The sequence below is a fragment of the Pseudomonas sp. TE3728 genome, assembly GCF_056279145.1.
Map to the genome: position 1 here is coordinate 2,851,704 of NZ_JBWBQT010000001.1, position 22,689 is coordinate 2,874,392.

Here is a 22,689-nt window from a genome sequence, read left to right on the forward strand (position 1 = left end):
CACATAAAAGCATCTATAAAATTAATAATCGCGACACCTCTTAGGGATATCGTTTCAATGCGCTGGTTGCTTGCCGTTTTTTGCTTGTCGTTCGTCGCTGTCAACCAGGCTTCCTCCACGGAAACGCTGGACGGCAAAGTCATCGAAAAAGTCCTGGTTCTCAAATCTGCCCACCAGTTGCAGTTGATCAATGACGGCAGGCCGATCAAGACCTATCGCATTTCCCTGGGCAAACGCCCCAAGGGGCCAAAGCTGATGGAGGGTGACAAACGCACCCCCGAAGGCTTTTATTGGGTGGACTGGCGCAAGATCAGCGACCGTTTCAACCTGGCGATGCACATCTCCTACCCCAATATCAGCGACGCCGCCCGTGCCCGGCGCGAAGGCGTCGAGCCTGGCGGCATGATCATGATCCACGGCACCCCGGACACCGAAGACAACCCCGAAGACCTGTTCCATACGCTGGACTGGACCGACGGCTGCATCGCCATGCGCAACATGGACATGCGCGAGGTTTGGGGTTTGGTGCCGGACGGCACGATGATTGAGATTCGCCCTTAACGGCAACCTTCAAGGCCAAAGATTAGAGAGCCTACTTCCGACGGACAACCTGAAAGACTTGTGGGAAGATTCTGTTGTTTTGCCTGACAAATAAACACCATCACTTATCCAGGCGGACAGCAAAAAACCGACTTAGGCCGGGTTCTTGTAATGCAGCTTAAGCTCAGGAAAACGTAGCGCGCTGTTCAGCCTCGTAATGCCGAGTCTGGAAAGGCATGAGGGATTGCGCCTTCAAACCAAGGCCTTCATTCAGCCCCCAAGCAATGGCGAGTTCATCACGGCGCCGACGAAGCGGTACGGTTGTTTGGGGTATCACTTCATGCTTGGAAGTCGAGTGTGCAAATAGCTCAATAGCGTTAAGGGTTTCAGACACGCGGCTATCAGGCACGCAGGCAAAGCGAGTGAATCGTTCGAGCAGATAGCCTGCACGTCGAACTTCCACTTCATCAGAGTGACAGTTCAGGAACGCTGTCACCTCATTCTCAAGATTCAATTTCGAGTACCAAACAGCTTTGGCCGCGCTCACAAGCGCCGCGTCATCTGCTTGATTTAGAGGACGTTTGACCAATGTGTCCAAGGCGGATGAGAGGACGTGGCCATTAGCGGGCTTCGTCATCTGTATTCTCCAAGTAGTCTTGCAAAATATGGGTAAGAACGGATGCTGGTGGCTCTTTGTTGCCAACATATACATCAATGGCCTGCAATGCCAGTCGACGAAGCTCGGTGGTCACTATGAAGCCAGCCCGGAGAAGCATCATGATATCGCCAACGTCTTGATCTGTGGCCCTGCCCAGTTTGGAGATGGCAATGTCGATAGGTGCCGCAATGTGAACGTGCAACGGAGACTCAACCGGGAACTCTATGAGAGGAATACTCCGTCCCCAGTAATCCTCGTGAATGGGTCCAAAACTTGTGTTGTATTGAAGGTCATAGTTCAGCTCCATCAATCGACCGGTTCGCTCATCGACAAATTGCTCAGGAACCTCCGCGAGCAAGGTCTGAAGATGTAGGCCTTCAGGGACAGAAGCTTCATAAATCTCGGCATCGACGTCTGTGGAAACACGATGATTTGTGTAGAGGTGAACGGCGCACCCACCGAACACGATGACTTTGACCGCCCCTGATTCTGCGCTCTCAAGTGCCAGCTCTGCTTCGACGGATTTGAACATCGAAATCAAGGCCTGTCCTAACGCAGTGCTCGTATTAACGCGGGGAGTGATTACGTCCGGCAATACCATTTTTGAACCTCAAGCACTGATATGGGGCGCCTGACAAACTATCTGGTAGCTTGAATTGGCAGCGACATCGGAAGGTTAGAGAGCCCACTTCCGACGGACAACCTGAAAGACTTGTGGGAAGGTTCTGATGTTTTTACTGGTCAATAAACATCGCTGCCTGTAGGGCCGTCATCGTGAGCGGGCTCTCTCCCACAGTGGGTTGGCGTACATCTGGGGGAGATTGGTTGGCTGTCAGGCCGCCTTCGCGGGCAAGCCTCGCTCCTACAATTGAGCCGTGTGCATCTTCGAGAGATTGGTTGGGGGTGTCAGACCGCCTTCGCGAGCAAGCCCGCACACTCAATCAACAAGAACCTGGTCGGCTCTAAGGCCGCCACGCCCTAAATCGCAGCCAACAAAAAACCCGCTGAAATCACTTTCAGCGGGTTTCTCATTTTCAGCGGCCAGGAAGATCAGAAGTCTTCCAACCGCCATACCTCATAAGCCGGCGTCTCGTAGGGATGGCTCTCTTTCAGAGCCACCACCACCGCCCGAATCAACTCATCGCTGACCACAAGCTCAACCTTCCATTCCTCAACCTGCTCGACCTGCCCCGCTTCACCAATAAACGGCTGACTGCCATCCAAAGGTCGAAACTGACCCAACCCGAACACCTGCCACGCGCAGTGATCATAAGCCCCGATCCGCCCGCCACCGGCAGCGAACACAGCACTCTTGACCACCTCGACATGACTGGCCGGAACAAAAAAACCGAGCTTGTACACGGCAATCAGCTCCCGCTCTTAGTTAACCCAAACGCGAGCGTTACGGAACATACGCATCCAAGGTGCGTCTTCGTTCCAGTCTTCCGAACGCCACGAGTTCTGCACGGCGCGGAATACCCGCTCCGGGTGCGGCATCATGATGGTCACGCGACCGTCACGGCTGGTCAAACCGGTGATCCCGCGCGGCGAGCCGTTCGGGTTGGCCGGGTAGTTTTCGGTGACCTTGCCGTGGTTGTCGACGAAACGCATCGCCACGCAACCCGACAGATCGGCTTCCAGCAACGCTTCTTCGCTGGCGAATTCGGCATGGCCTTCACCGTGAGCGATAGCGATTGGCATGCGCGAACCGGCCATGCCTTGCAGGAAGATCGAGTTCGACTCCTGGATCTGCACCATCGCCACGCGAGCTTCGAACTGCTCGGAACGGTTACGCACGAAGTGCGGCCAGAACTCGCTGCCCGGGATCAGCTCGTGCAGGTTGGACATCATCTGGCAACCGTTGCACACGCCGAGGGTGAAGCTGTCGTTACGTTCGAAGAAGCCCTGGAACGCATCGCGAGCGCGGCTGTTGAACAGCGCGGACTTGGCCCAGCCTTCGCCGGCGCCCAACACGTCGCCGTAAGAGAAACCGCCGCAAGCCACCAGACCTTTGAACTCATTCAGGTCGACACGGCCGGCCAGAATGTCGCTCATGTGCACGTCGATCGCGTTGAAACCGGCGCGGTCGAACGCGGCCGCCATTTCCACCTGACCGTTGACGCCCTGCTCACGCAGCACGGCAACCTGTGGGCGGATGCCTTTCTTGATGTAAGGCGCGGCGACGTCCTGGTTGACGTCGTAGCTGAGCTTGACGCTCAGGCCCGGGTTGTCTTCTTCCAGCAGCACGTCGAACTCTTGTTCGGCGCAGTCGGCGTTATCACGCAGACGCTGGATCTGGTAGCTGGTCTCGGCCCATTGACGTTGCAACAGACGACGCTGACCTTCGAACACGGTGTCGCCGTTGAAGGTGATGCTGATCTCGCCGTTGTTCATCGGCTGACCGATCACCGACACGCAGTCACCCAGGCCCGCCGCGCTGAACTGCGCGAGGATGTCCGGAGTGGCGTCCTGGCGAACCTGGATCACAGCACCCAGTTCTTCGTTGAACAGGATTGCGGCGATGTCGGCGGAGGTTTCCGCCAGCCCGTCGAGGTTCAGGCTCAGGCCGCAATGACCGGCGAAGGCCATTTCCACGACGCTGGTCAGCAGACCACCGTCGGAACGGTCGTGGTAAGCCAGCAAATGACCGTCGGCGTTGAGGCCCTGGATCACGGCGAAGAAGGCTTTCAGGTCTTCGGCGTCATCGACGTCCGGGGCCTGCTTGCCGAGTTTGCCGTGAACCTGAGCGAGGATCGAAGCGCCCATGCGGTTCTGACCGCGACCGAGGTCGATCAGGATCAGGTCGGTGGTGCCTTTGTCCATGCGCAGTTGCGGGGTCATGGTCTGACGGATGTCAGCCACTGGGGCGAAGCCGGTCACGATCAGCGACATCGGCGAAGTCACCGTCTTGTCGACGCCTTCGTCGTTCCAGCGGGTGGCCATGGACATGGAGTCCTTGCCCACCGGAATGGTGATGCCGAGGTCCGGGCACAGTTCCATGCCGACCGCTTTCACGGTGTCGTACAGACGCGCGTCTTCACCCGGGTGACCGGCAGCGGACATCCAGTTCGCCGACAGTTTGATGTCGGAGATTTTGGCGATGCGCGAAGCCGCGATGTTGGTCAGGGTTTCGCCGATGGCCATGCGGCCCGACGCCGGAGCGTCCAGCAGAGCCAGCGGAGTACGCTCGCCCATGGCCATGGCTTCACCGGTGTAGACGTCGAAGCTGGTGGCGGTGACGGCAACGTCGGCCACCGGAACCTGCCACGGGCCGACCATCTGATCACGGGCCACGAGGCCGGTGATGGTACGGTCGCCGATGGTGATCAGGAAGCTTTTGCTGGCCACGGCCGGGTGATGCAGAACGCGCTCGACGCAGTCGGCGATCTCGAGGGTCGACGGATCGAAATCGTCGCCCAGCTCGTTTTCGCGAACGGCCGAACGGTGCATGCGCGGGGCTTTGCCCAGCAGCACTTCGAGCGGCATGTCTACCGGGCTGTTGCCGAAGTGGCTGTCGGTCACGGTCAGTTGCGGTTCGGCAGTGGCTTCGCCAACCACCGCAAACGGGCAACGCTCACGTTCGCAGATCGCCTGGAAGCGTTCGAAGTCCGCAGGCCCAACCGCCAGAACGTAGCGTTCCTGGGATTCGTTACTCCAGATTTCGTGCGGGGCCATGCCCGGCTCGTCGTTTGGAATGTTGCGCAGTTCGAAGCGACCGCCACGGTTGCCGTCGTTGACCAGTTCCGGGAAGGCGTTGGACAGACCACCCGCGCCGACGTCGTGGATAAAGCTGATCGGGTTTTTATCACCCAACTGCCAGCAACGGTCGATGACTTCCTGGCAGCGACGCTCCATTTCCGGGTTTTCGCGCTGTACCGATGCGAAGTCCAGATCCGCCGAGCTGGTGCCGGTGGCCATGGAAGAGGCAGCACCGCCGCCCAGGCCGATGAGCATTGCCGGGCCGCCGAGCACGATCAGCTTGGAGCCGACGGTGATCTCGCCTTTCTGTACGTGTTCGGCACGGATGTTACCCATGCCGCCAGCCAGCATGATCGGCTTGTGGTAACCGCGAACTTCGTCGCCACGCGGGGTGGTGATCGATTGTTCGAAGGTACGGAAATAACCGGTCAGGGCCGGACGACCGAATTCGTTGTTGAACGCGGCACCGCCCAACGGGCCTTCGATCATGATGTCCAGCGCGGTAACGATGCGCTCAGGCTTGCCGTATGGCACTTCCCACGGCTGTTCGAAGCCCGGGATCTGCAGGTTGGACACGGTGAAACCGGTAAGGCCAGCCTTTGGCTTGGCGCCGCGACCGGTTGCACCTTCGTCGCGAATCTCGCCGCCGCTACCGGTGGATGCGCCCGGGAACGGGGCAATCGCGGTCGGGTGGTTGTGAGTTTCGACTTTCATCAGGATGTGCACCGGTTCCTGCACCGCGCCGTACTGACGGGTTTCAGGGTCCGGGAAGAAACGGCCGGCGACGGAGCCGACGATTACCGAGGCGTTGTCCTTATAAGCCGACAGAACACCTTCGCTGTGCATCTGATAGGTGTTCTTGATCATGCCGAACAGGCTTTTTTCCTGGCTCTGACCGTCGATGTCCCAACTGGCGTTGAAGATCTTGTGGCGGCAGTGCTCGGAGTTCGCCTGGGCAAACATCATCAATTCGATGTCATGCGGGTTGCGCTTCAAGCCGACGAAGGCTGCGACCAGGTAGTCGATCTCGTCTTCGGCCAGGGCCAGGCCCAGCTCGGTGTTGGCTTTTTCCAGCGCGGCGCGGCCGCCACCCAACACGTCGATCGCGGTCAGTGGCTTGGGCTCGGCGTGGCTGAACAGGCCGGCGGCTTGTTCAAGGTTGTCCAGCACGATCTGGGTCATGCGGTCGTGCAGACCGTCAGCAATCAGCTGCGCTTCAGCATCGCTGAACTGGCCGGCAACGTAGAACGCGATGCCGCGCTCCAGGCGCTGGATTTTCGTCAGGCCGCAGTTGCGAGCGATGTCGCTGGCTTTACTGGACCATGGCGAGATGGTGCCGAAACGTGGCAACACCAGAAACAGGCGACCGGTTGGCTCTTGTACTGGAACGCTTGGGCCGTACTTCAGAAGGCGCGCGAGCACCTGCTGTTCGTCGCCGGTCAGGACGCCGGTAACTTCGGCGAAGTGAGCGAATTCAGCATACAAGCCGCTGACAGCCGGAACCTTCTGGCTCAGTTGCTCAAGGAGTTTGCTGTGGCGAAAGGCAGAAAGGGCAGGAGCGCCGCGCAGGATCAACATCTTCGGGACAGCCTCGGGAAGGGGTGTGCTTTGAGGCCGTGCATTCTAGCCTAAACCGCCCGCGACATCACCCGAAACGGTACGCACGGCTGCACCCGAACGTCGGGCCGGGTATTCGGGCCCTGAACAGGCGCGCGCCGAGGGTTATTTTTTATCTCAAAAAATGCTGTCCGGGCCCATTCCTGCGGGCTCCAAGCGGGTTTTAGACTCTCTAGCAGACAAGCCCTTCGCTGTCGAGATATGGCGCTCGTGGTCCTTTGCGTATACTGCGCAGATGTTTTCCCCAACGGCTTTGCGTCCGCGGTACGCCAAATGGCTGATCGCAACCGGACTCTTCCTGGTGCTCGGTGGCTGTGTTGATAAACCCAACACGCTGGAGCGCGTAAAGGAGGATGGCGTGCTGCGGGTGGTTACCCGTAACAGTCCCGCCACCTACTTTCAGGATCGCAACGGTGAAACCGGCTTCGAATACGAGCTGGTGAAGCGCTTTGCCGAGGATCTGGGGGTCGAGCTCAAGATCGAAACCGCCGACAACCTCGACGACCTGTTCAATCAGGTGGGCAAGCCCAATGGCCCGGTGCTGGCTGCTGCCGGCCTGGTCAGCAGCGAAGAACGAAAAAAACAGGTGCGATTTTCCCACTCCTACCTCGAAGTCACCCCACAAATCATCTACCGCAACGGCCAGTCACGGCCGACCGACGCAGGCGACCTGGTCGGCAAGAAGATCATGGTGCTCAAGGGCAGCACCCACGCCGAGCAATTGGCAGAACTGAAAAAGAAATTTCCCGGCATTGAATACGAAGAGTCCGACGCGGTTGAAGTCGTCGACTTGCTGCGCATGGTCGACGAAGCCCAGATCGATCTGACCCTGGTCGATTCCAACGAAGTCGCGATGAACCAGGTGTACTTCCCCAACGTGCGGGTCGCTTTCGATCTCGGTGATGCCAGCAATCAGAGCTGGGCCGTGGCCGCCGGCGAAGACAACAGCCTGCTCAACGAGATCAACGATTACCTCGACAAAGTGAAGAAGAACGGCACCCTGCAACGCCTCAAGGATCGCTATTACGGGCACGTCGATGTACTCGGTTACATGGGCGCCTATACCTTCGCCCAGCATCTGCAGCAGCGGCTGCCCAAATACGAACAGCATTTCAAGACGTACGCCAAGAAAGAGAAAGTCGACTGGCGCCTGCTGGCGGCGATCGGTTATCAGGAATCGCTGTGGCAAGCGGCGGTCACGTCCAAGACCGGCGTGCGCGGATTGATGATGCTGACCCAGAACACGGCGCAAGCCATGGGCGTGTCCAATCGACTCGATCCCAAGCAGAGCATCATGGGTGGGGCAAAGTACCTGGCCTATATGAAAGAGCAACTGGATGAGTCGATCCAGGAGCCGGATCGTACGTGGTTCGCGCTCGCAGCCTACAACGTTGGCAGCGGTCACCTGGATGACGCGCGCAAACTGGCGGCCAAGGCAGGGTTGAACCCGGACAAGTGGCTGGACGTGAAGAAAATCCTGCCGCGTCTGTCGCAGAAACAGTGGTACAGCAAGACTCGTTACGGCTACGCCCGTGGGGGCGAGCCGGTGCATTTTGTGGCGAACATCCGTCGTTATTACGACATCCTGACGTGGGTCACGCAGCCGCAGCTGGAAGGCAATCAGGTCGCCGAAGGCAACCTGCATGTGCCGGGGGTCGACAAGACCAAGCCGAGCCAGGAAACCCCACCGCTTTAAGGCGGCGCCTGCAAAAAGATCGCAGCCTTCGGCAGCTCCTACAGGGTTTTGTGTACACCTGTAGGAGCTGCCGAAGCCTGCGATCTTTTGATTTTCAGCCCTTTAAAGCAGCCGCCAGAATCAGCGCTTTCATCTCGGAAACAGCCGACTTGAACCCGACGAACAACGCATGAGCCACCAGCGCATGGCCGATGTTCAGTTCATTGATGCCCTTGATCGCCGCAACAGCCTCGACGTTGTGATAGTGCAGACCGTGGCCGGCGTTGACGATCAACCCCTGGGCCAGACCAAATGCCACGCCATCGGCCACGCGCTTGAGCTCTTCAGCGACTTCGGCTGGTGTCTCGGCATCCGCATAACGCCCGGTGTGCAATTCGATGGCTGGCGCACCAATACGGCGGGATGCTTCGATCTGCCGCTCGTCAGCGTCGATGAACAGCGATACTTCACAGCCAATCTTCGCCAGACGATCCACCGCCGCCTTGATCCGCGCCTCCTGCCCTGCCACGTCCAGACCGCCTTCGGTGGTCAGCTCCTGACGGGTTTCCGGGACCAGGCAAATGTGCGCCGGGCGGATGCGTTCGGCGAACGCCATCATTTCTTCGGTGACGCCCATCTCGAAATTCATGCGGGTTTGCAGCACGTCCTTGAGCAGCAACACGTCGCGTTCCTGAATATGCCGACGGTCTTCGCGCAAGTGCACGGTGATGCCGTCAGCGCCCGCCTCTTCCGCGTCCAGCGCTGCCTTGACCGGATCCGGGTAGCGAGTACCCCGGGCCTGACGCAGGGTGGCAACGTGGTCGATGTTCACGCCAAGAAGAATGCGATTGCTGGTGGTCACGGAAGCGCTCCTGAAATAGGGGAAAGTTCGGTGCACAGCATACGGGGTGATCAGGGCTTGCGAAACAACTCACGACTGACCAGCGGACGACCACCCAGATGAACGGCCAGCGCCTGACGCATCAAGCGCTTGGCAGCGGACAGCGCTCCGGGCGCAGACCAGTCGGCATCGGCCATGGCCAGTAATTCAGTGCCGTTGAACAGACCCGGTTGTAGCAGGTAGACCCGTTCCAGGCCTGCATCCACTTGCAAGCGGTAGAGACCATCCGGCGCGATAGGGTCGCCGTGGATGTCGGTGTTCAAAGCAAAGCCATAACCAAGGTCGTCGAGCAAACGCCATTCGAAGGAGCGCAGCAATGGCTCCAATGGACGGCCTTCGGCCAGGGCGAGCAAGGTCGCGGCGTAGTGATCGAAGACTGCGGGATGGGGGTCTTCGGCGGGCAGCAGACGGATCAGCAACTCGTTGAGGTAGAGACCGCTGAACAGCGCCTCGCCGTTGAGCCAAGTGGAAACACCGGCGCTTTCCATGCGACCGACGTTTTTCAATTCACCCCGCCCACGGAATTCGACTTCCAGCGGCACAAACGGCCGCGCCAATGTCCCGGCCTTGCCCCGCGCGCTGCGCAACACCGCCCGTAGCCGACCTTGCGGCGTGAGGAAATCCACCAGCGCACTGCTTTCGCGGTAGGCGCGGCTGTGGAGGACGTAGGCGGGTTGGGCGATGGGCTGGGTTGGAGACATGGAATCGCAGTTCTCAATGAAGGAGCGCAGTTTTACAAACACCCCCAAAACCACTGTGGGAGCGAGCCTGCTCGCGATGGGGGACTAACATTCAACGGAGTTGTTGACTGACAGACCGCTATCGCGAGCAGGCTCGCTCCCACAGGGGATCCTCGTACATCCAGATCAGGTATTACAGGTCGCCGTAACCCAGCGAACGCAGCGCACGTTCGTCATCGGACCAGCCGCCCTTAACCTTGACCCACAGGTTAAGCATGATCTTGGAGTCGAACAGCAACTCCATGTCCTTGCGCGCCTCGGTGCCGATGCGCTTGATGCGCTCGCCCTTGTCGCCAATGATGATTTTTTTCTGGCCGTCACGTTCGACGAGGATCAACGCATGGATGTGCAGGGTTTTGCCCTGCTGCTTGAACTCTTCGATTTCCACGGTGATCTGGTACGGCAGCTCGGCGCCCAACTGGCGCATGATTTTCTCGCGCACCAGTTCGGCGGCGAGGAAGCGGCTGCTGCGGTCAGTGATCTGATCTTCCGGGAAGAAGTGATCGTTTTCCGGCAAGTGCTGGGCGATCACTCGTTCCAGAGCGTCCAGGTTGTGCCCGTGCTGGGCCGAGATCGGCATGATCTGCGCGTTCGGCAGCTGTTCCTGCAACCAGCTCAGGTGCGGCATCAGCTCGGATTTGTCTTCGATACGGTCGGTCTTGTTCAGCGCCACGATCAGCGGGCCGGTCACGTATTGAACGCGCTCGAGGACCATTTGGTCTTCGTCGGTCCACTTGGTGCGGTCAACCACGAAGATCACCACGTCGACGTCTTTCAACGCCGCCGAAGCGGTCTTGTTCATGTAGCGGTTCAGAGCCTTTTCGCCGCCCTTGTGCATGCCTGGGGTGTCGACGTAGATCGCCTGAACGGCGCCTTCGGTCTTGATGCCGAGCATGTTGTGACGGGTGGTCTGCGGCTTGCGCGAGGTGATCGCCAGCTTCTGACCCAGGATGTGGTTCAGCAGCGTGGACTTGCCCACGTTGGGACGGCCGACGATGGCAACATAGCCACAGCGAGTTGCGGTTGAATCAGTCATTGCCATTCTCCACACCCAGGGCAATCAGTGCTGCGGCGGCCGCTACCTGTTCGGCAATACGACGACTCACACCCTGACCTCGGCTTTTTTCATTCAGTAAGATGATTTCACATTCGACGAAGAACGTCCGGCAATGCGGCTCACCCTGGATATCCACCACTTCGTAACGCGGCAGCTCGCAACCACGGGACTGCAGGAATTCCTGCAGGCGGGTTTTCGGATCTTTGTTGGTGTCGACCAGCGTCAGGCCTTCGAACTCTCCGGCCAGCCAGGCCAGCACGCGCTCGCGCGCCATGTCCATGCCGGCGTCCAGGTAGATCGCACCAATCAGCGCTTCCAGGGCATCGGCCAGGATCGACTCGCGACGGAAACCGCCGCTTTTCAACTCACCGGAGCCCAGGCGCAGGTATTCGCCCAGATCGAAACCACGGGCCAATACGGCCAGGGTTTCACCTTTCACCAAGCGGGCGCGCAAACGCGACAACTGGCCTTCGCGGGCCAGCGGGAAGCGATCGAACAGCGCCTCGCCAGCGACGAAATTGAGGATGGCATCACCGAGGAACTCCAGGCGTTCGTTGTTGCGCCCGGCAAAGCTGCGGTGAGTCAGGGCCAGGACCATCAGTTCCTGGTCTTTGAAGGTGTAGCCGAGCTGACGCTCTAGACGGCTTAAGGAGACGCTCACGGTTTACCCACGCTGAGTTCGTGGCTGGATTCCACCGCCATCGCCGTGGTGCGGCGCAGGCTTGGGACAATTAACGCTGTGTTCAAAAATAACGTCCTGAATATCATTGTTTTCATGCGTCCGGTGCCGATTATGCCGACTCCAGAAATGCATTCGGCGCTGTGTTCAACAGCGCCGTGTGTGATTACTTGATCAGGCCAACCCGCGAGAAATTCGGCAGGTGACTGAGTTTTGGTTCCGGCCAGCTCATCCAGACTGCGAAGGCCTTGCCGACGATATTCTTGTCGGGAACCATGCCCAGCAGATTCTTGGGAATACTCGGATCATCCCAGTAGCGACTGTCGTTCGAGTTGTCGCGGTTGTCGCCCATCATGAAGTAGTGCCCGGCAGGCACGGTCCACGAACGATCCGGCGCTGCGCGGTAGCGGCTCATTTCCTTGCGGATAAGGTGCTCGGCAATGCCGAGTTTTTCCTTGTAGAGCTCGGCGCTGCCCAACGTGCCCGGCTCGGAGCCGACCAGTTGTTCGGCGATCGATTCACCGTTGACGAACAGACGCTTGTCTGCGGTATAGCGAATCTGGTCACCCGGCAGGCCTACCACACGCTTGATGTAATTGACGTTCGGGTCGCTCGGGTAGCGGAACACCATCACATCACCGCGCTGCGGATCACCGACTTCGATGACTTTCTTGTCGATCACCGGCAGGCGGATCCCGTAAGAAAATTTGTTCACCAGAATGAAGTCGCCGACGTCCAGGGTCGGTTTCATCGAGCCGGAAGGAATCTGGAACGGTTCCACCAGGAACGAACGCAGCACCAGTACGATGAACAACACCGGGAAGAACGACTTGCCGTATTCGACCAGCAGCGGCTCTTTGTTCAGTTTCTCGACCACCACCATGTCAGCCTGGCTGACGCTACCCTGATAAGAGTTGATGGCAGCCCGGCGCCGTGGCGCCAGGAACAGCAGATCGAGCAACGCCAACAGACCGCAGACGAACACGGCGATGACCAGCAACAGCGGGAAATTTAGTGACATAGGACCTAACTATCCAACCTGAGCACGGCGAGGAAGGCTTCCTGTGGAATTTCCACATTACCGACCTGCTTCATGCGTTTTTTACCGGCCTTTTGCTTTTCCAGCAGCTTTTTCTTACGGCTGACGTCACCACCGTAGCATTTGGCCAATACGTTCTTTCTGAGGGCCTTGACGGTTGTCCGCGCCACAATCTGCCCGCCAATGGCGGCCTGGATTGCCACGTCGAACATCTGCCGCGGAATCAGTTCTTTCATCTTCTCGGTCAACTGGCGACCTTTGTAGTGCGCATTGTCACGGTGCACGATCAACGCCAGGGCGTCGACCTTGTCGCCGTTGATCAGCACATCCAGTTTCACCAGACTAGCCGATTGGTAACGATCGAAATGGTAATCCAGCGAAGCATAGCCGCGGCTGGTGGATTTCAGGCGATCGAAGAAGTCCAGCACCACTTCGTTCATCGGCAGGTCGTAAGTCACTTGTACCTGAGTGCCGAGGAACAGCATGTCGACCTGCACACCGCGTTTTTCGATGCACAGGGTAATGACGTTGCCCAGGTGTTCTTGCGGCACAAGAATGTTGGCCCGCACGATCGGCTCACGCATGTCTTCGATCGACGACAGGTCCGGCAGTTTCGACGGGTTGTCGACGTAGATCGTCTCACCGGTTTTCAGCAACAGCTCGAAGATTACCGTCGGCGCGGTGGTAATCAGGTCCAGGTCGTACTCGCGTTCCAGGCGCTCCTGGATGATTTCCATGTGCAGCATGCCGAGGAACCCGCAACGGAAGCCGAAGCCCAGCGCGTCGGAGCTTTCCGGGGTGTATTGCAGGGACGAGTCGTTGAGCGTGAGCTTTTGCAGCGCTTCACGGAAATCTTCGAAGTCGTCGGAGCTGACCGGGAACAGACCGGCATACACCTGCGGCTGAATGCGTTTGAAGCCTGGCAGCACGTCAACGTCTGGCGTGGAGCTCAAGGTCAGGGTGTCACCGACCGGTGCACCGTGAATGTCCTTGATGCCAGCGATGATGAAGCCTACTTCGCCGGCCTTCAGGTCAACGGTGGCGGTGTGTTTCGGGTTGAAGACGCCGACGCTGTCCACCAGGTGGATCTTGCCGGTGGACTTGACGAGGATCTTGTCGCCCTTCTTCACACGACCGTGACGCACGCGTACCAGGGAAACAACGCCCAGGTAGTTGTCGAACCACGAGTCGATGATCAACGCTTGCAGCGGATCTTCGTAGTTGCCGGTCGGCGCAGGAATCGTGGTTACCAGGCGTTCGAGCACTTCATCGACGCCCAGACCGGTCTTGGCAGAGCACTCGACCGCGTCAGTGGCATCGATGCCGATGATTTTTTCGATTTCTTCTTTGACGCGGTCCGGATCGGCCTGTGGCAGGTCAATCTTGTTCAGGACCGGCATGACTTCCAGGCCCTGCTCGATCGCCGTGTAGCAGTTGGCAACCGACTGCGCTTCAACGCCCTGACCGGCATCGACCACCAGCAATGCACCTTCACAGGCCGCCAGCGACCGGCTGACTTCGTAGGTGAAGTCAACGTGGCCGGGGGTGTCAATGAAGTTCAGCTGGTACTTGATGCCATCGCGGGCGGTGTAATAAAGGGTGACGCTGTGGGCCTTGATGGTGATCCCGCGTTCACGCTCCAGGTCCATGGAGTCCAGCACCTGGGCTTCCATTTCGCGCTCGGCAAGGCCGCCGCACATCTGGATGAAGCGATCGGCCAGCGTCGACTTGCCATGGTCAATGTGGGCGATGATGGAGAAATTGCGGATATGACTCAAATCACTCACGGATCAACACTCAAAAAGGCTGCAGGCATAGCCCGCCGAAAAATAGCCGGGAATTGTACCTGATCCACGACGCAAGCGTCACGTTCGCAGGTCAGACGGCGCGTACAAAAACGCCCCGGTCTTGCGACAGGGGCGTTTTGAGTGACAAGCCTTTCGGGAATAACCCGCGGTCAACCGGCCCGGCGCAACAACCAGACCCCGGCCAGGGCACAGACTCCGGCCGGCACCAGCACCGCAAACAGCGGCGAGAAACCGAATACCAGGCTCGAAGGGCCGAGCAAATCCTGGACAATGCGGAAGGTGAAGCCCACCAACACACCGGTAAAGACCCGCTGACCGAGGGTCACCGAACGCAGCGGGCCGAAGATGAAGGAAATCGCCATCAGCACCAATGCAGCGGTCACCAGCGGCTGCAACACCTTGACCCAAAACGCCAGCCAGTAACGACCATTGCTCAGACCCTGGTCAGCCAGGTAGTGGATGTAACTCCACAGACCGGTGATCGACAGTGATTCCGGCGCCATCACCACAGTGCTCAGCAGTTGCGGGCTCAGCGCTACCTCCCAACGCTCCACCGGAGTCGTCACCACTTCGGTGTTCTTTTCATGGAACAACGTGGTCGTGACGTCGCTCAGTTGCCAGTGATCCGTGTCGAATTCCGCGCGCTTGGCGAAGCTCGAAGACAGGATGTGGCGCTGATCATCGAAGCGATAACGGGTCACGCCGTACAGCAGACCATTGGGTTGCACGGAGTTGACGTGAATGAACTCGTCACCCTGACGGTGCCACAGACCATGCTTGGCGCTTTGCGCATCGCCACTACCCTGAGCCAGCGAGCGGTTGGCCTGAGCGGTGACTTCTGTTGCCGGCGCGACGTATTCACCGATCACCAGCCCCACCACCATCAAAAGCAGCATCGGCTTCATGACAGCCCAGACGATCCGCCCGAGCGACACGCCCGCAGCGCGCATGATGGTCAGTTCGCTGTGACTGGCCAGGCTGCCGAGGCCGATCAGGCAACCGATCAGCGCCGCCATTGGCAACATGTCGTACAGACGGCGTGGCGCAGTCAGCAGCACATAGCTCAGGACATCCGCCAGCGTGTAGGTATCGCTGACGTCGCCCATCTCATCGATGAAGGCAAACAACGTTGCCAGACCCAGAATGATCCCCAGTACCGCCAGGATCGCCATGAACACGCTGCTACCGATGTAGCGATCGAGCTTATCCACGGGCCACCTCCAGCGCACTGCGGCGACTCGCCATCTTCAAGCGCAACGGCTCCCAGTACAGCAAGCCCAGGCCGATGACCAGGAAGATCGCATGCACCCACCACAAGCCCAATGCCGCCGGGATCTTGCCCTTTTCGAGGGCGCCGCGAGCGGCAATCAGGATGGTCAGGTAAGCCATATAAAGAAGAATCGCCGGCAGCAGCTTGAGGAAACGGCCCTGGCGCGGGTTGACCCGCGACAGCGGCACCGCCATCAGGGTCACGATGAAGACCAGCAACGGCAGCGACAGACGCCATTGCAGTTCGGTGCGCGAGCGGATGTCATCATTGCCCAGCAGGGACCTGGTGGTCATCGCATCGCGGTCGGTGACTTCGTCGCTGACGTCCGGCTTGGGCAGCAATACGCCGTACTCGTCGTATTTGATGGCGCGGTAGTCGGCCTGACCCGGATTACCGTCATAGCGATAGCCGTTGTCGAGAATCAGATACCGATTGCCGTCGGGGCGAATTTCCTGACGGCCCTTCTCGGCCACCAATACGGAAATCCCGCGGTCCTTTTTGTCGGAATTTACATTCTTTTGCGAAATGAACACGCCGCCCAGATTGACGCGATCATCCGACAATTGCTCGGTGTAGGTCACACGGGTACCGTCGCGCAAAGCCTGGAAGCGGCCGGGCTCAAGGGTATCGAATTCCGTCAGTGCGTCCTGTTTGTTCAGCAGCAGCTGGAACTGGTTGGCCCCCTGTGGCGCCAGGCTCAGGCTCAGCCATGCCACCACCAGCGCAACCAGCGTGGCCGGAAACAGGGTGATGCGAAACAGTCGCTGCTGGCTCATGCCGGTGGCCGACAGCACGGTCATTTCGCTGTCGAGGTACAGACGACCGTAGGCCAGCAGGATCCCGAGAAACAGCCCCAAAGGCAGGATCAACTGCAGGAAACCTGGCAGACGAAAGCCCATGATCAGGAACAGTGAGCCCGGATCCAGGGCGCCAGAGGCCGCTTGGGCGAGGTACTTGATGAAGCGTCCGCTCATGATGATGACCAGCAGCACGGCGCTGACGGCGCTCAAGGTCAACAGGACTTCGCGGGATAGATAACGGAAGACAATCAAACCAGACACTCCAGGGTTGTCAGGCTAAGCGGCCAAACAAACAAACGTATCGGTCGGCCCGCAGGGCAGAGCCGCCGAAAAAGATGGCGCATTATCCTGTGATTGGGTGCGCCTGTCACTGCGCACGCTCAAGCAGACGCCTGAACCAACGAAGTTCGCACGCCCGAGGGTTGTCAGGCGCCGGTAGCGAGGTTCAAACTGCGGCCTTTGTCGCTGGCACTGCACCGGCGTCCTTCTACTTATAAGCAAGCTTCTGCGCGTCGCGCACTTTGACCATTAATTCAGGGACCCAGACATGGAACTGGTTGTAAAAAGCGTTAGCCCGGAAACGTTGAAGACCGCCACGCTGGTGGTCGCCGTCGGCGAAGGCCGCAAACTCGGCGCCGTTGCCAAACAACTCGACGAGCTGAGCGGTGGCACTATCAGTGCCGTGCTCAAGCGCGGCGACCTGGCCGGCAAAGTCGGCCAGAGCCTGTTGCTGCACAGCCTGCCTAACCTCAAGGCTGAGCGCGTGTTGCTGGTGGGCGTGGGCAAGGATGAAGAGCTGGGTGATCGCCCGTTCCGCAAAATCATCGCCGGCATCCTCAACACCCTCAAAGGCCTGGGCGGCAGCGATGCAGTGCTGGCCCTGGACGAAGTCGTGGTCAAAGGCCGCGACAGCTATGGCAAGAACCGCCTGCTGGCCGAGACCCTGGTAGATGGCGAGTACACCTTCGACCAGTTCAAGAGCCAGAAAGCCGACCCGCTTTCCCTGAAGAAAATCACCTTGGTGACCATCAAGGCAGCACAGGCTGAAGTCGAACGGGCCGTGGCCCATGCCACCGCGATCGCCAATGGCATGGCCTTCACCCGTAACCTGGGCAACCTGCCGCCAAACATCTGCCACCCGACATTCCTGGGCGAGCAAGCCAAGAACCTGGGCAAAGAATTCAAGAGCCTGAAAGTCGAAGTCCTCGATGAGAAGAAGATCAAGGACCTGGGCATGGGCTCGTTCTACGCCGTCGGCCAGGGCAGCGCCCAGCCGCCGCGCCTGATCGTCATGCAATACAACGGCGGCAAGAAATCCGAGAAGCCGTACGCACTGGTCGGCAAAGGCATCACCTTCGACACCGGCGGCATCAGCCTCAAGCCGGGTGCCGGCATGGATGAAATGAAGTACGACATGGGCGGCGCCGCCAGCGTGTTCGGTACCTTGCGTGCCGTGCTTGAGCTGAAACTGCCGATCAACCTGGTGTGCATCCTGGCTTGCGCCGAGAACATGCCGAGCGGCAATGCTTCGCGTCCGGGCGACATCGTCACCACCATGAGCGGCCAGACCGTGGAAATCCTCAACACCGACGCCGAAGGCCGTCTGGTGCTGTGCGATGCCCTGACCTATTCCGAACGCTTCAAGCCGCAAGCGGTGATCGACATCGCCACCCTGACCGGCGCGTGCGTCGTCGCACTGGGTTCCCACACCTCGGGCCTGCTGGGCAACAACGACGAGCTGATCGGTCAACTGCTGAGCGCCGGCCAATCCGCCGACGACCGCGCCTGGCAACTGCCGCTGTTCGATGAATATCAAGAGCAGCTGGACAGCCCGTTCGCCGACATCGCCAACATTGGCGGCCCGAAAGCCGGCACCATCACCGCTGCCTGCTTCCTGTCGCGCTTCACCAAGAACCTGAACTGGGCGCACCTGGACATCGCCGGCACGGCCTGGACCAGCGGCGGCAAGGACAAGGGCGCCACTGGCCGTCCGGTTCCCCTGCTGACCCAATACCTGCTGGACCGCGCCAAAGCCTGAAACCGATGACCCCGAGCGGTGCCACTGACCAGTGGCGCCGCCCAGGGCTCAGGAACCGCAATGACCAAAGTCGACTTCTATATCCTGCCCAGCGCCGATCCTTCGGCGCGGCTGGATTTCGCCTGCAAGCTCACCGAAAAAGCCTGGCGCATGGGCCACCGCATTTACCTGCACTGCAGCGATGCCGCCCAGCGTGATGACCTTAATGCGCGTTTGTGGGCCTTCAAGGGCGAGAGCTTCGTGCCGCACGGTCCCGCCGAAAGCGAGCCGGAGGGTTTGATTGTCCTGGGTCTTGGCGATGACTGCGGTCAGCATCAGGATCTGCTGGTCAATCTCGACCTGAAAGTCCCGGTTTTTGCCAAACAGTTCGCCCGCGTGGCGGAAGTGGTGGTGGAAGATCCGACGATTCGTTCGGCTGCGCGGGAGAGTTTCCGTTTCTACCGCGAACAGGGCTATCCTCTGCAAGATCACCGTTTACAGCGACTCTGAGCATTCCGATGGACACTCCAAAACCGCAGCAAAATTCCGCGCATCTGCTGGATGACCTCGAGTCGATCCGCCAATTGCTCGGCGATGACAACCTGCAACCGCCCTTGCTGACCGACACGGTCATTGAAGGTGATCAGGAACAGATCCCCATGCTGTTCGACACTGTCGGCAATGCGCCGCAACCCGTCGAAACGACACCGCCACCCGCCCCAGCCGCGCAACCGTCGCCTGCCGCGAGCAAAGGCCCCGACGCCCTGCTGCACCTGGACAGCGAACTGCGCGCCGCCGCGCTATTGATCATGCAAGACGTGATCGACGACTTCGCCCCGCACATCGAAACCGAAATCAAACGCCGTCTTGATGCGCGGATGGAACGGTTGTTGAGCCAGTACGAATAAACGCTACCGCTCCAATGTAGGAGCTGCCGCAGGCTGCGATCTTTTGACTTTTATCTTCAGTGTTCTTGGAGACGCCAAAAGATCGCAGCCTGCGGCAGCTCCTACAGGGCAAGCCCCCTCCCCCAAATTGCCTCCATATTTGATTCGCGCTGTTATTGATCGGCGCCCTGTCCGCACCTGCTCGCCCTACGCCCCACGCCCCGCTATACTTGCCGGCTTTTCCTGATTAAATGCCAATAGGGTCCCGCCGCGCATGGATAAGACCTACCAGCCGCACGCCATTGAAACTTCCTGGTACAACACCTGGGAGTCTGAGAATTACTTCGCCCCGCAAGGCGCGGGCGAGTCCTACACCATCATGATCCCGCCGCCGAACGTCACCGGCAGCCTGCACATGGGTCACGGCTTCAACAACGCGATCATGGACGCCCTGATCCGTTTCCGCCGCATGCAGGGTCGCAACACCCTGTGGCAGCCGGGTACCGACCACGCCGGTATCGCCACGCAAATGCTGGTGGAGCGCCAACTCGAAGCCCAAGGCCAGAGTCGCCATGATCTGGGCCGCGAAAAATTCCTCGAGAAAGTCTGGGAGTGGAAGGATCAGTCCGGCGGCAACATCAGCCGTCAGATCCGCCGCCTCGGCTCGTCCGTGGACTGGAGCCGTGAGCGCTTCACCATGGACGACGGCCTCTCGGAAGCGGTTAAAGAAGCGTTCGTGCGCCTGCACGAAGACGGCTTGATCTACCGCGGCAAGCGTCTGGTCAACTGGGATACCAAGCTGCACACGGCGATTTCCGACCTCGAAGTGGAAAACCACGACGAGAAAGGTTTCCTGTGGAACCTGAAGTACCCGCTGGCCGACGGCGCCAAAACCGCTGAAGGCAACGACTACCTGATCGTCGCGACCACGCGTCCGGAAACCATGCTCGGCGACGCCGCCGTGGCCGTTAACCCGAACGATGAACGCTACAAAGCCCTGATCGGCAAATTTGTCGAGCTGCCGCTGGTTGGCCGCCGCATCCCGATCATCGCCGACGATTACTGCGACCCTGAATTCGGCACCGGTTGCGTGAAAATCACCCCGGCCCACGATTTCAACGACTACGAAGTCGGCAAGCGCCACAACCTGCCGCTGCTGAACATCTTCGACAAGAATGCTGACGTGCTGCCCGCGGCCCAGGTGTTCAACCTCGACGGCAGCGTCAACGAGCAAATCGACGGCACGCTGCCCGCCGAATACGTCGGCCTCAACCGCTTCCAGGCCCGCAAGGAAATCGTGGCCGCCTTCGAAGCCGCCGGCCTGCTGGTCAGCGTCGACGATCACGCCCTGAAAGTGCCGAAAGGCGACCGCTCCGGCACCATCATCGAGCCGTGGTTGACCGATCAGTGGTACGTCTCCACCAAGCCATTGGCCGAACCGGCCATCGCTGCGGTTGAAGACGGCCGCATTCAGTTCGTGCCAAAACAATACGAAAACATGTACTTCTCGTGGATGCGCGATATCCAGGATTGGTGCATCAGCCGTCAGCTGTGGTGGGGCCACCGGATTCCGGCCTGGTACGACGAGTCGGGCAAAGTCTATGTCGGTCGCGACGAAGCCGAAGTACGCGCCAAGAACAACCTTGGTCCGGAGGTTGCGCTGCAACAGGACAACGACGTTCTGGATACCTGGTTCAGTTCGGGCCTGTGGACTTTCTCCACGCTCGGCTGGCCGGAGCAGACCGAATTCCTGAAGAAATTCCACTCCACCGACGTGCTGGTGACCGGTTTCGACATCATTTTCTTCTGGGTTGCCCGGATGATCATGCTCACCATGCACTTGGTGAAAAACGAAGACGGCACGCCGCAGGTTCCGTTCAAGACCGTTTACGTGCACGGTCTGGTGCGTGATGGCCAGGGCCAGAAGATGTCCAAGTCCAAGGGCAACGTCCTTGACCCGCTGGACATCATCGACGGTATCGAGCTGGAAGAACTGGTGCAGAAACGCACCTCCGGCATGATGCAGCCGAAACTGGCGAAGAAGATCGAGAAGCAGACCCGCGACGAGTTCGCCGACGGCATCGCCAGCTATGGCACCGACGCCCTGCGCTTCACGTTCTGCTCGCTGGCATCGACCGGTCGCGACATCAAGTTCGACATGGGCCGCGTCGAAGGCTATCGCAACTTCTGCAACAAGATCTGGAACGCTGCGCGCTACGTGCTGGACAAGGGCGAAGATTGCGGTCAGAACGGCGAAGCCTACGAGCTGTCCCTGGCAGATCGCTGGATCATTTCGCAGTTGCAACGCACCGAAACCGAAGTGACTCGTCAACTCGATCAGTTCCGTTTCGATCTGGCCGCACAAGCCTTGTACGAGTTCATCTGGAACCAGTATTGCGACTGGTACCTGGAACTGTCCAAGCCCGTGCTGTGGGACGAAAATGCACCGGTCGAACGTCAGCGCGGCACCCGCCGCACGCTGGTTCGAGTGCTGGAAGTCGCGCTGCGTCTGGCGCATCCGATCATGCCGTTCATCACCGAAGAAATCTGGCAGCGCGTCGCGCCGCTGGCCGGTATCGAAGGCAAGACGATCATGCTGCAACCTTGGCCAGTGGCCAACGAAGCGCGTATCGATCAGGGCGCCGAAGACGACATCGAATGGCTCAAGGGCCTGATGCTCGGCACGCGTAACATCCGTGGCGAAATGAACATTGGTCCAGGCAAGCCGCTGAACCTGTTCCTGAAAAACGTCAGCGCCGAAGATCAGCGCCGTCTCACCGAGAACGAAGCGCTGCTGAAGAAGCTGGCCCGTCTGGAATCGATCACCGTTCTGAAAGCCGGCGAAGAAGCACCGCTGTCCGCCACCGCACTGGTCGGCGAGATGGAAGTGCTGGTGCCAATGGCCGGCCTGATCGACAAGGACGCTGAACTGGCTCGTCTGGACAAGGAAATCCTGCGTTTGCAGGGCGAAGTTCAGCGCGTCGGCGGCAAGCTGTCCAACGCCGGTTTCGTTGACAAGGCCCCGGCCGAAGTCATCGAGAAGGAACGCGCCAAACTGGCTGAAGCTGAACAGGCTTTGGGCAAGTTGGCCGAGCAACATGCGCGGATTGCCAGCCTGTAACGGCAAGTCGCAATGAAAACGGGAGGCCCGCAGCGGCCTCCCTTTTTTATGCCCGCCCCTTCCCCCATGCACCACCCCTCCTGTAGGAGCTGCCGAAGGCTGCGATCTTTTGATCTTGTTTCTGAAAATCAAAGTCAAAAGATCGCAGCCTTCGGCAGCTCCTACAGGGGGATATGCATCA

18 protein-coding genes are annotated in these 22,689 nt (G+C 59.4%); 6 read left to right on the forward strand and 12 right to left on the reverse strand.

Translation table 11 applies throughout. The annotated features are described in order from the left end of the window. The first annotated feature begins 57 nt into the window (after nucleotides 1-57). A complete protein-coding gene (locus ACZ89R_RS12165) occupies nucleotides 58-561 on the forward strand; it encodes a L,D-transpeptidase family protein (RefSeq protein ID WP_429545670.1) in 504 nt (167 codons plus the stop codon). A gap of 163 nt (nucleotides 562-724) precedes the next feature. Here the strand turns inward: ACZ89R_RS12165 and ACZ89R_RS12170 are convergent, their stop codons facing one another. From ACZ89R_RS12170 to purL, 4 genes are all read right to left on the reverse strand, one after another. Beyond that, the gene (locus ACZ89R_RS12170; RefSeq protein ID WP_429545669.1) at nucleotides 725-1,177 is read right to left on the reverse strand and encodes a hypothetical protein; all 453 of its coding nucleotides are present in this window, start codon (nucleotides 1,175-1,177) and stop codon (nucleotides 725-727) included. Continuing rightward, nucleotides 1,161-1,730 (reverse strand): DUF6036 family nucleotidyltransferase, encoded by a 570-nt coding sequence (locus ACZ89R_RS12175; RefSeq protein ID WP_429545668.1) that lies wholly within the window; start codon nucleotides 1,728-1,730, stop codon nucleotides 1,161-1,163. Before ACZ89R_RS12175 ends, ACZ89R_RS12170 begins: the two co-directional genes overlap by 17 nt. 518 nt (nucleotides 1,731-2,248) lie before the next feature. Next, nucleotides 2,249-2,560 carry a YqfO family protein gene (locus tag ACZ89R_RS12180; RefSeq protein ID WP_007905538.1) on the reverse strand — a complete coding sequence of 104 codons (312 nt, stop codon included), beginning with the start codon at nucleotides 2,558-2,560 and terminating at the stop codon, nucleotides 2,249-2,251. An 18-nt stretch (nucleotides 2,561-2,578) separates the two neighbouring features. Then, the gene (gene purL / locus ACZ89R_RS12185; protein ID WP_429545667.1) at nucleotides 2,579-6,475 is read right to left on the reverse strand and encodes a phosphoribosylformylglycinamidine synthase; all 3,897 of its coding nucleotides are present in this window, start codon (nucleotides 6,473-6,475) and stop codon (nucleotides 2,579-2,581) included. A 274-nt stretch (nucleotides 6,476-6,749) separates the two neighbouring features. On the opposite strand from purL, the gene mltF reads away from it, so the two are divergent. Beyond that, the gene (gene mltF, locus ACZ89R_RS12190; protein WP_429545666.1) at nucleotides 6,750-8,210 is read left to right on the forward strand and encodes a membrane-bound lytic murein transglycosylase MltF; all 1,461 of its coding nucleotides are present in this window, start codon (nucleotides 6,750-6,752) and stop codon (nucleotides 8,208-8,210) included. A 94-nt stretch (nucleotides 8,211-8,304) separates the two neighbouring features. Here the strand turns inward: mltF and pdxJ are convergent, their stop codons facing one another. The 8 genes from pdxJ to lptF all read right to left on the reverse strand — a co-directional run bounded on the left by pdxJ (nucleotide 8,305) and on the right by lptF (nucleotide 16,735). Further along, the gene (gene pdxJ, locus ACZ89R_RS12195; protein WP_429544198.1) at nucleotides 8,305-9,051 is read right to left on the reverse strand and encodes a pyridoxine 5'-phosphate synthase; all 747 of its coding nucleotides are present in this window, start codon (nucleotides 9,049-9,051) and stop codon (nucleotides 8,305-8,307) included. 50 nt (nucleotides 9,052-9,101) lie between these two features. Next, on the reverse strand, nucleotides 9,102-9,791 hold the full coding sequence (gene recO / locus ACZ89R_RS12200) for a DNA repair protein RecO (RefSeq protein ID WP_063341462.1): 690 nt from the start codon (nucleotides 9,789-9,791) through the stop codon (nucleotides 9,102-9,104). 172 nt (nucleotides 9,792-9,963) lie between these two features. After that, nucleotides 9,964-10,866, reverse strand: a complete 903-nt coding sequence (era, locus tag ACZ89R_RS12205; protein ID WP_429545665.1) for a GTPase Era — start codon at nucleotides 10,864-10,866, stop codon at nucleotides 9,964-9,966. Next, on the reverse strand, nucleotides 10,859-11,548 hold the full coding sequence (gene rnc, locus ACZ89R_RS12210) for a ribonuclease III (protein ID WP_007905528.1): 690 nt from the start codon (nucleotides 11,546-11,548) through the stop codon (nucleotides 10,859-10,861). The genes era and rnc overlap by 8 nt, the downstream gene beginning before the upstream one ends. Before the next feature lie 184 nt (nucleotides 11,549-11,732). Further along, nucleotides 11,733-12,587, reverse strand: a complete 855-nt coding sequence (gene lepB, locus ACZ89R_RS12215) for a signal peptidase I (protein ID WP_008073129.1) — start codon at nucleotides 12,585-12,587, stop codon at nucleotides 11,733-11,735. 5 nt (nucleotides 12,588-12,592) lie between these two features. Further along, the gene (lepA, locus tag ACZ89R_RS12220; RefSeq protein ID WP_123494427.1) at nucleotides 12,593-14,392 is read right to left on the reverse strand and encodes a translation elongation factor 4; all 1,800 of its coding nucleotides are present in this window, start codon (nucleotides 14,390-14,392) and stop codon (nucleotides 12,593-12,595) included. 170 nt (nucleotides 14,393-14,562) lie between these two features. Continuing rightward, the gene (gene lptG / locus ACZ89R_RS12225; RefSeq protein ID WP_063341463.1) at nucleotides 14,563-15,624 is read right to left on the reverse strand and encodes an LPS export ABC transporter permease LptG; all 1,062 of its coding nucleotides are present in this window, start codon (nucleotides 15,622-15,624) and stop codon (nucleotides 14,563-14,565) included. Then, nucleotides 15,617-16,735, reverse strand: coding sequence for an LPS export ABC transporter permease LptF (gene lptF, locus ACZ89R_RS12230; protein WP_429545664.1), 1,119 nt, complete (start codon nucleotides 16,733-16,735; stop codon nucleotides 15,617-15,619). Before lptF ends, lptG begins: the two co-directional genes overlap by 8 nt. Nucleotides 16,736-17,030: 295 nt before the next feature. On the opposite strand from lptF, the gene ACZ89R_RS12235 reads away from it, so the two are divergent. The 4 genes from ACZ89R_RS12235 (at nucleotide 17,031) to ACZ89R_RS12250 (ending at nucleotide 22,508) form a co-directional block, all read left to right on the forward strand. Then, nucleotides 17,031-18,521, forward strand: a complete 1,491-nt coding sequence (locus tag ACZ89R_RS12235) for a leucyl aminopeptidase (protein ID WP_429545663.1) — start codon at nucleotides 17,031-17,033, stop codon at nucleotides 18,519-18,521. A gap of 60 nt (nucleotides 18,522-18,581) precedes the next feature. Then, complete coding sequence (locus tag ACZ89R_RS12240; protein ID WP_429545662.1) at nucleotides 18,582-19,010, forward strand: DNA polymerase III subunit chi; 429 nt, start codon at nucleotides 18,582-18,584, stop codon at nucleotides 19,008-19,010. An 8-nt stretch (nucleotides 19,011-19,018) separates the two neighbouring features. Next, nucleotides 19,019-19,408, forward strand: a complete 390-nt coding sequence (locus ACZ89R_RS12245; protein ID WP_008072054.1) for a hypothetical protein — start codon at nucleotides 19,019-19,021, stop codon at nucleotides 19,406-19,408. Nucleotides 19,409-19,661: 253 nt separating this feature from the next. Further along, nucleotides 19,662-22,508, forward strand: coding sequence for a valine--tRNA ligase (locus ACZ89R_RS12250; protein WP_429545661.1), 2,847 nt, complete (start codon nucleotides 19,662-19,664; stop codon nucleotides 22,506-22,508). Nucleotides 22,509-22,689 lie beyond the last annotated feature (181 nt).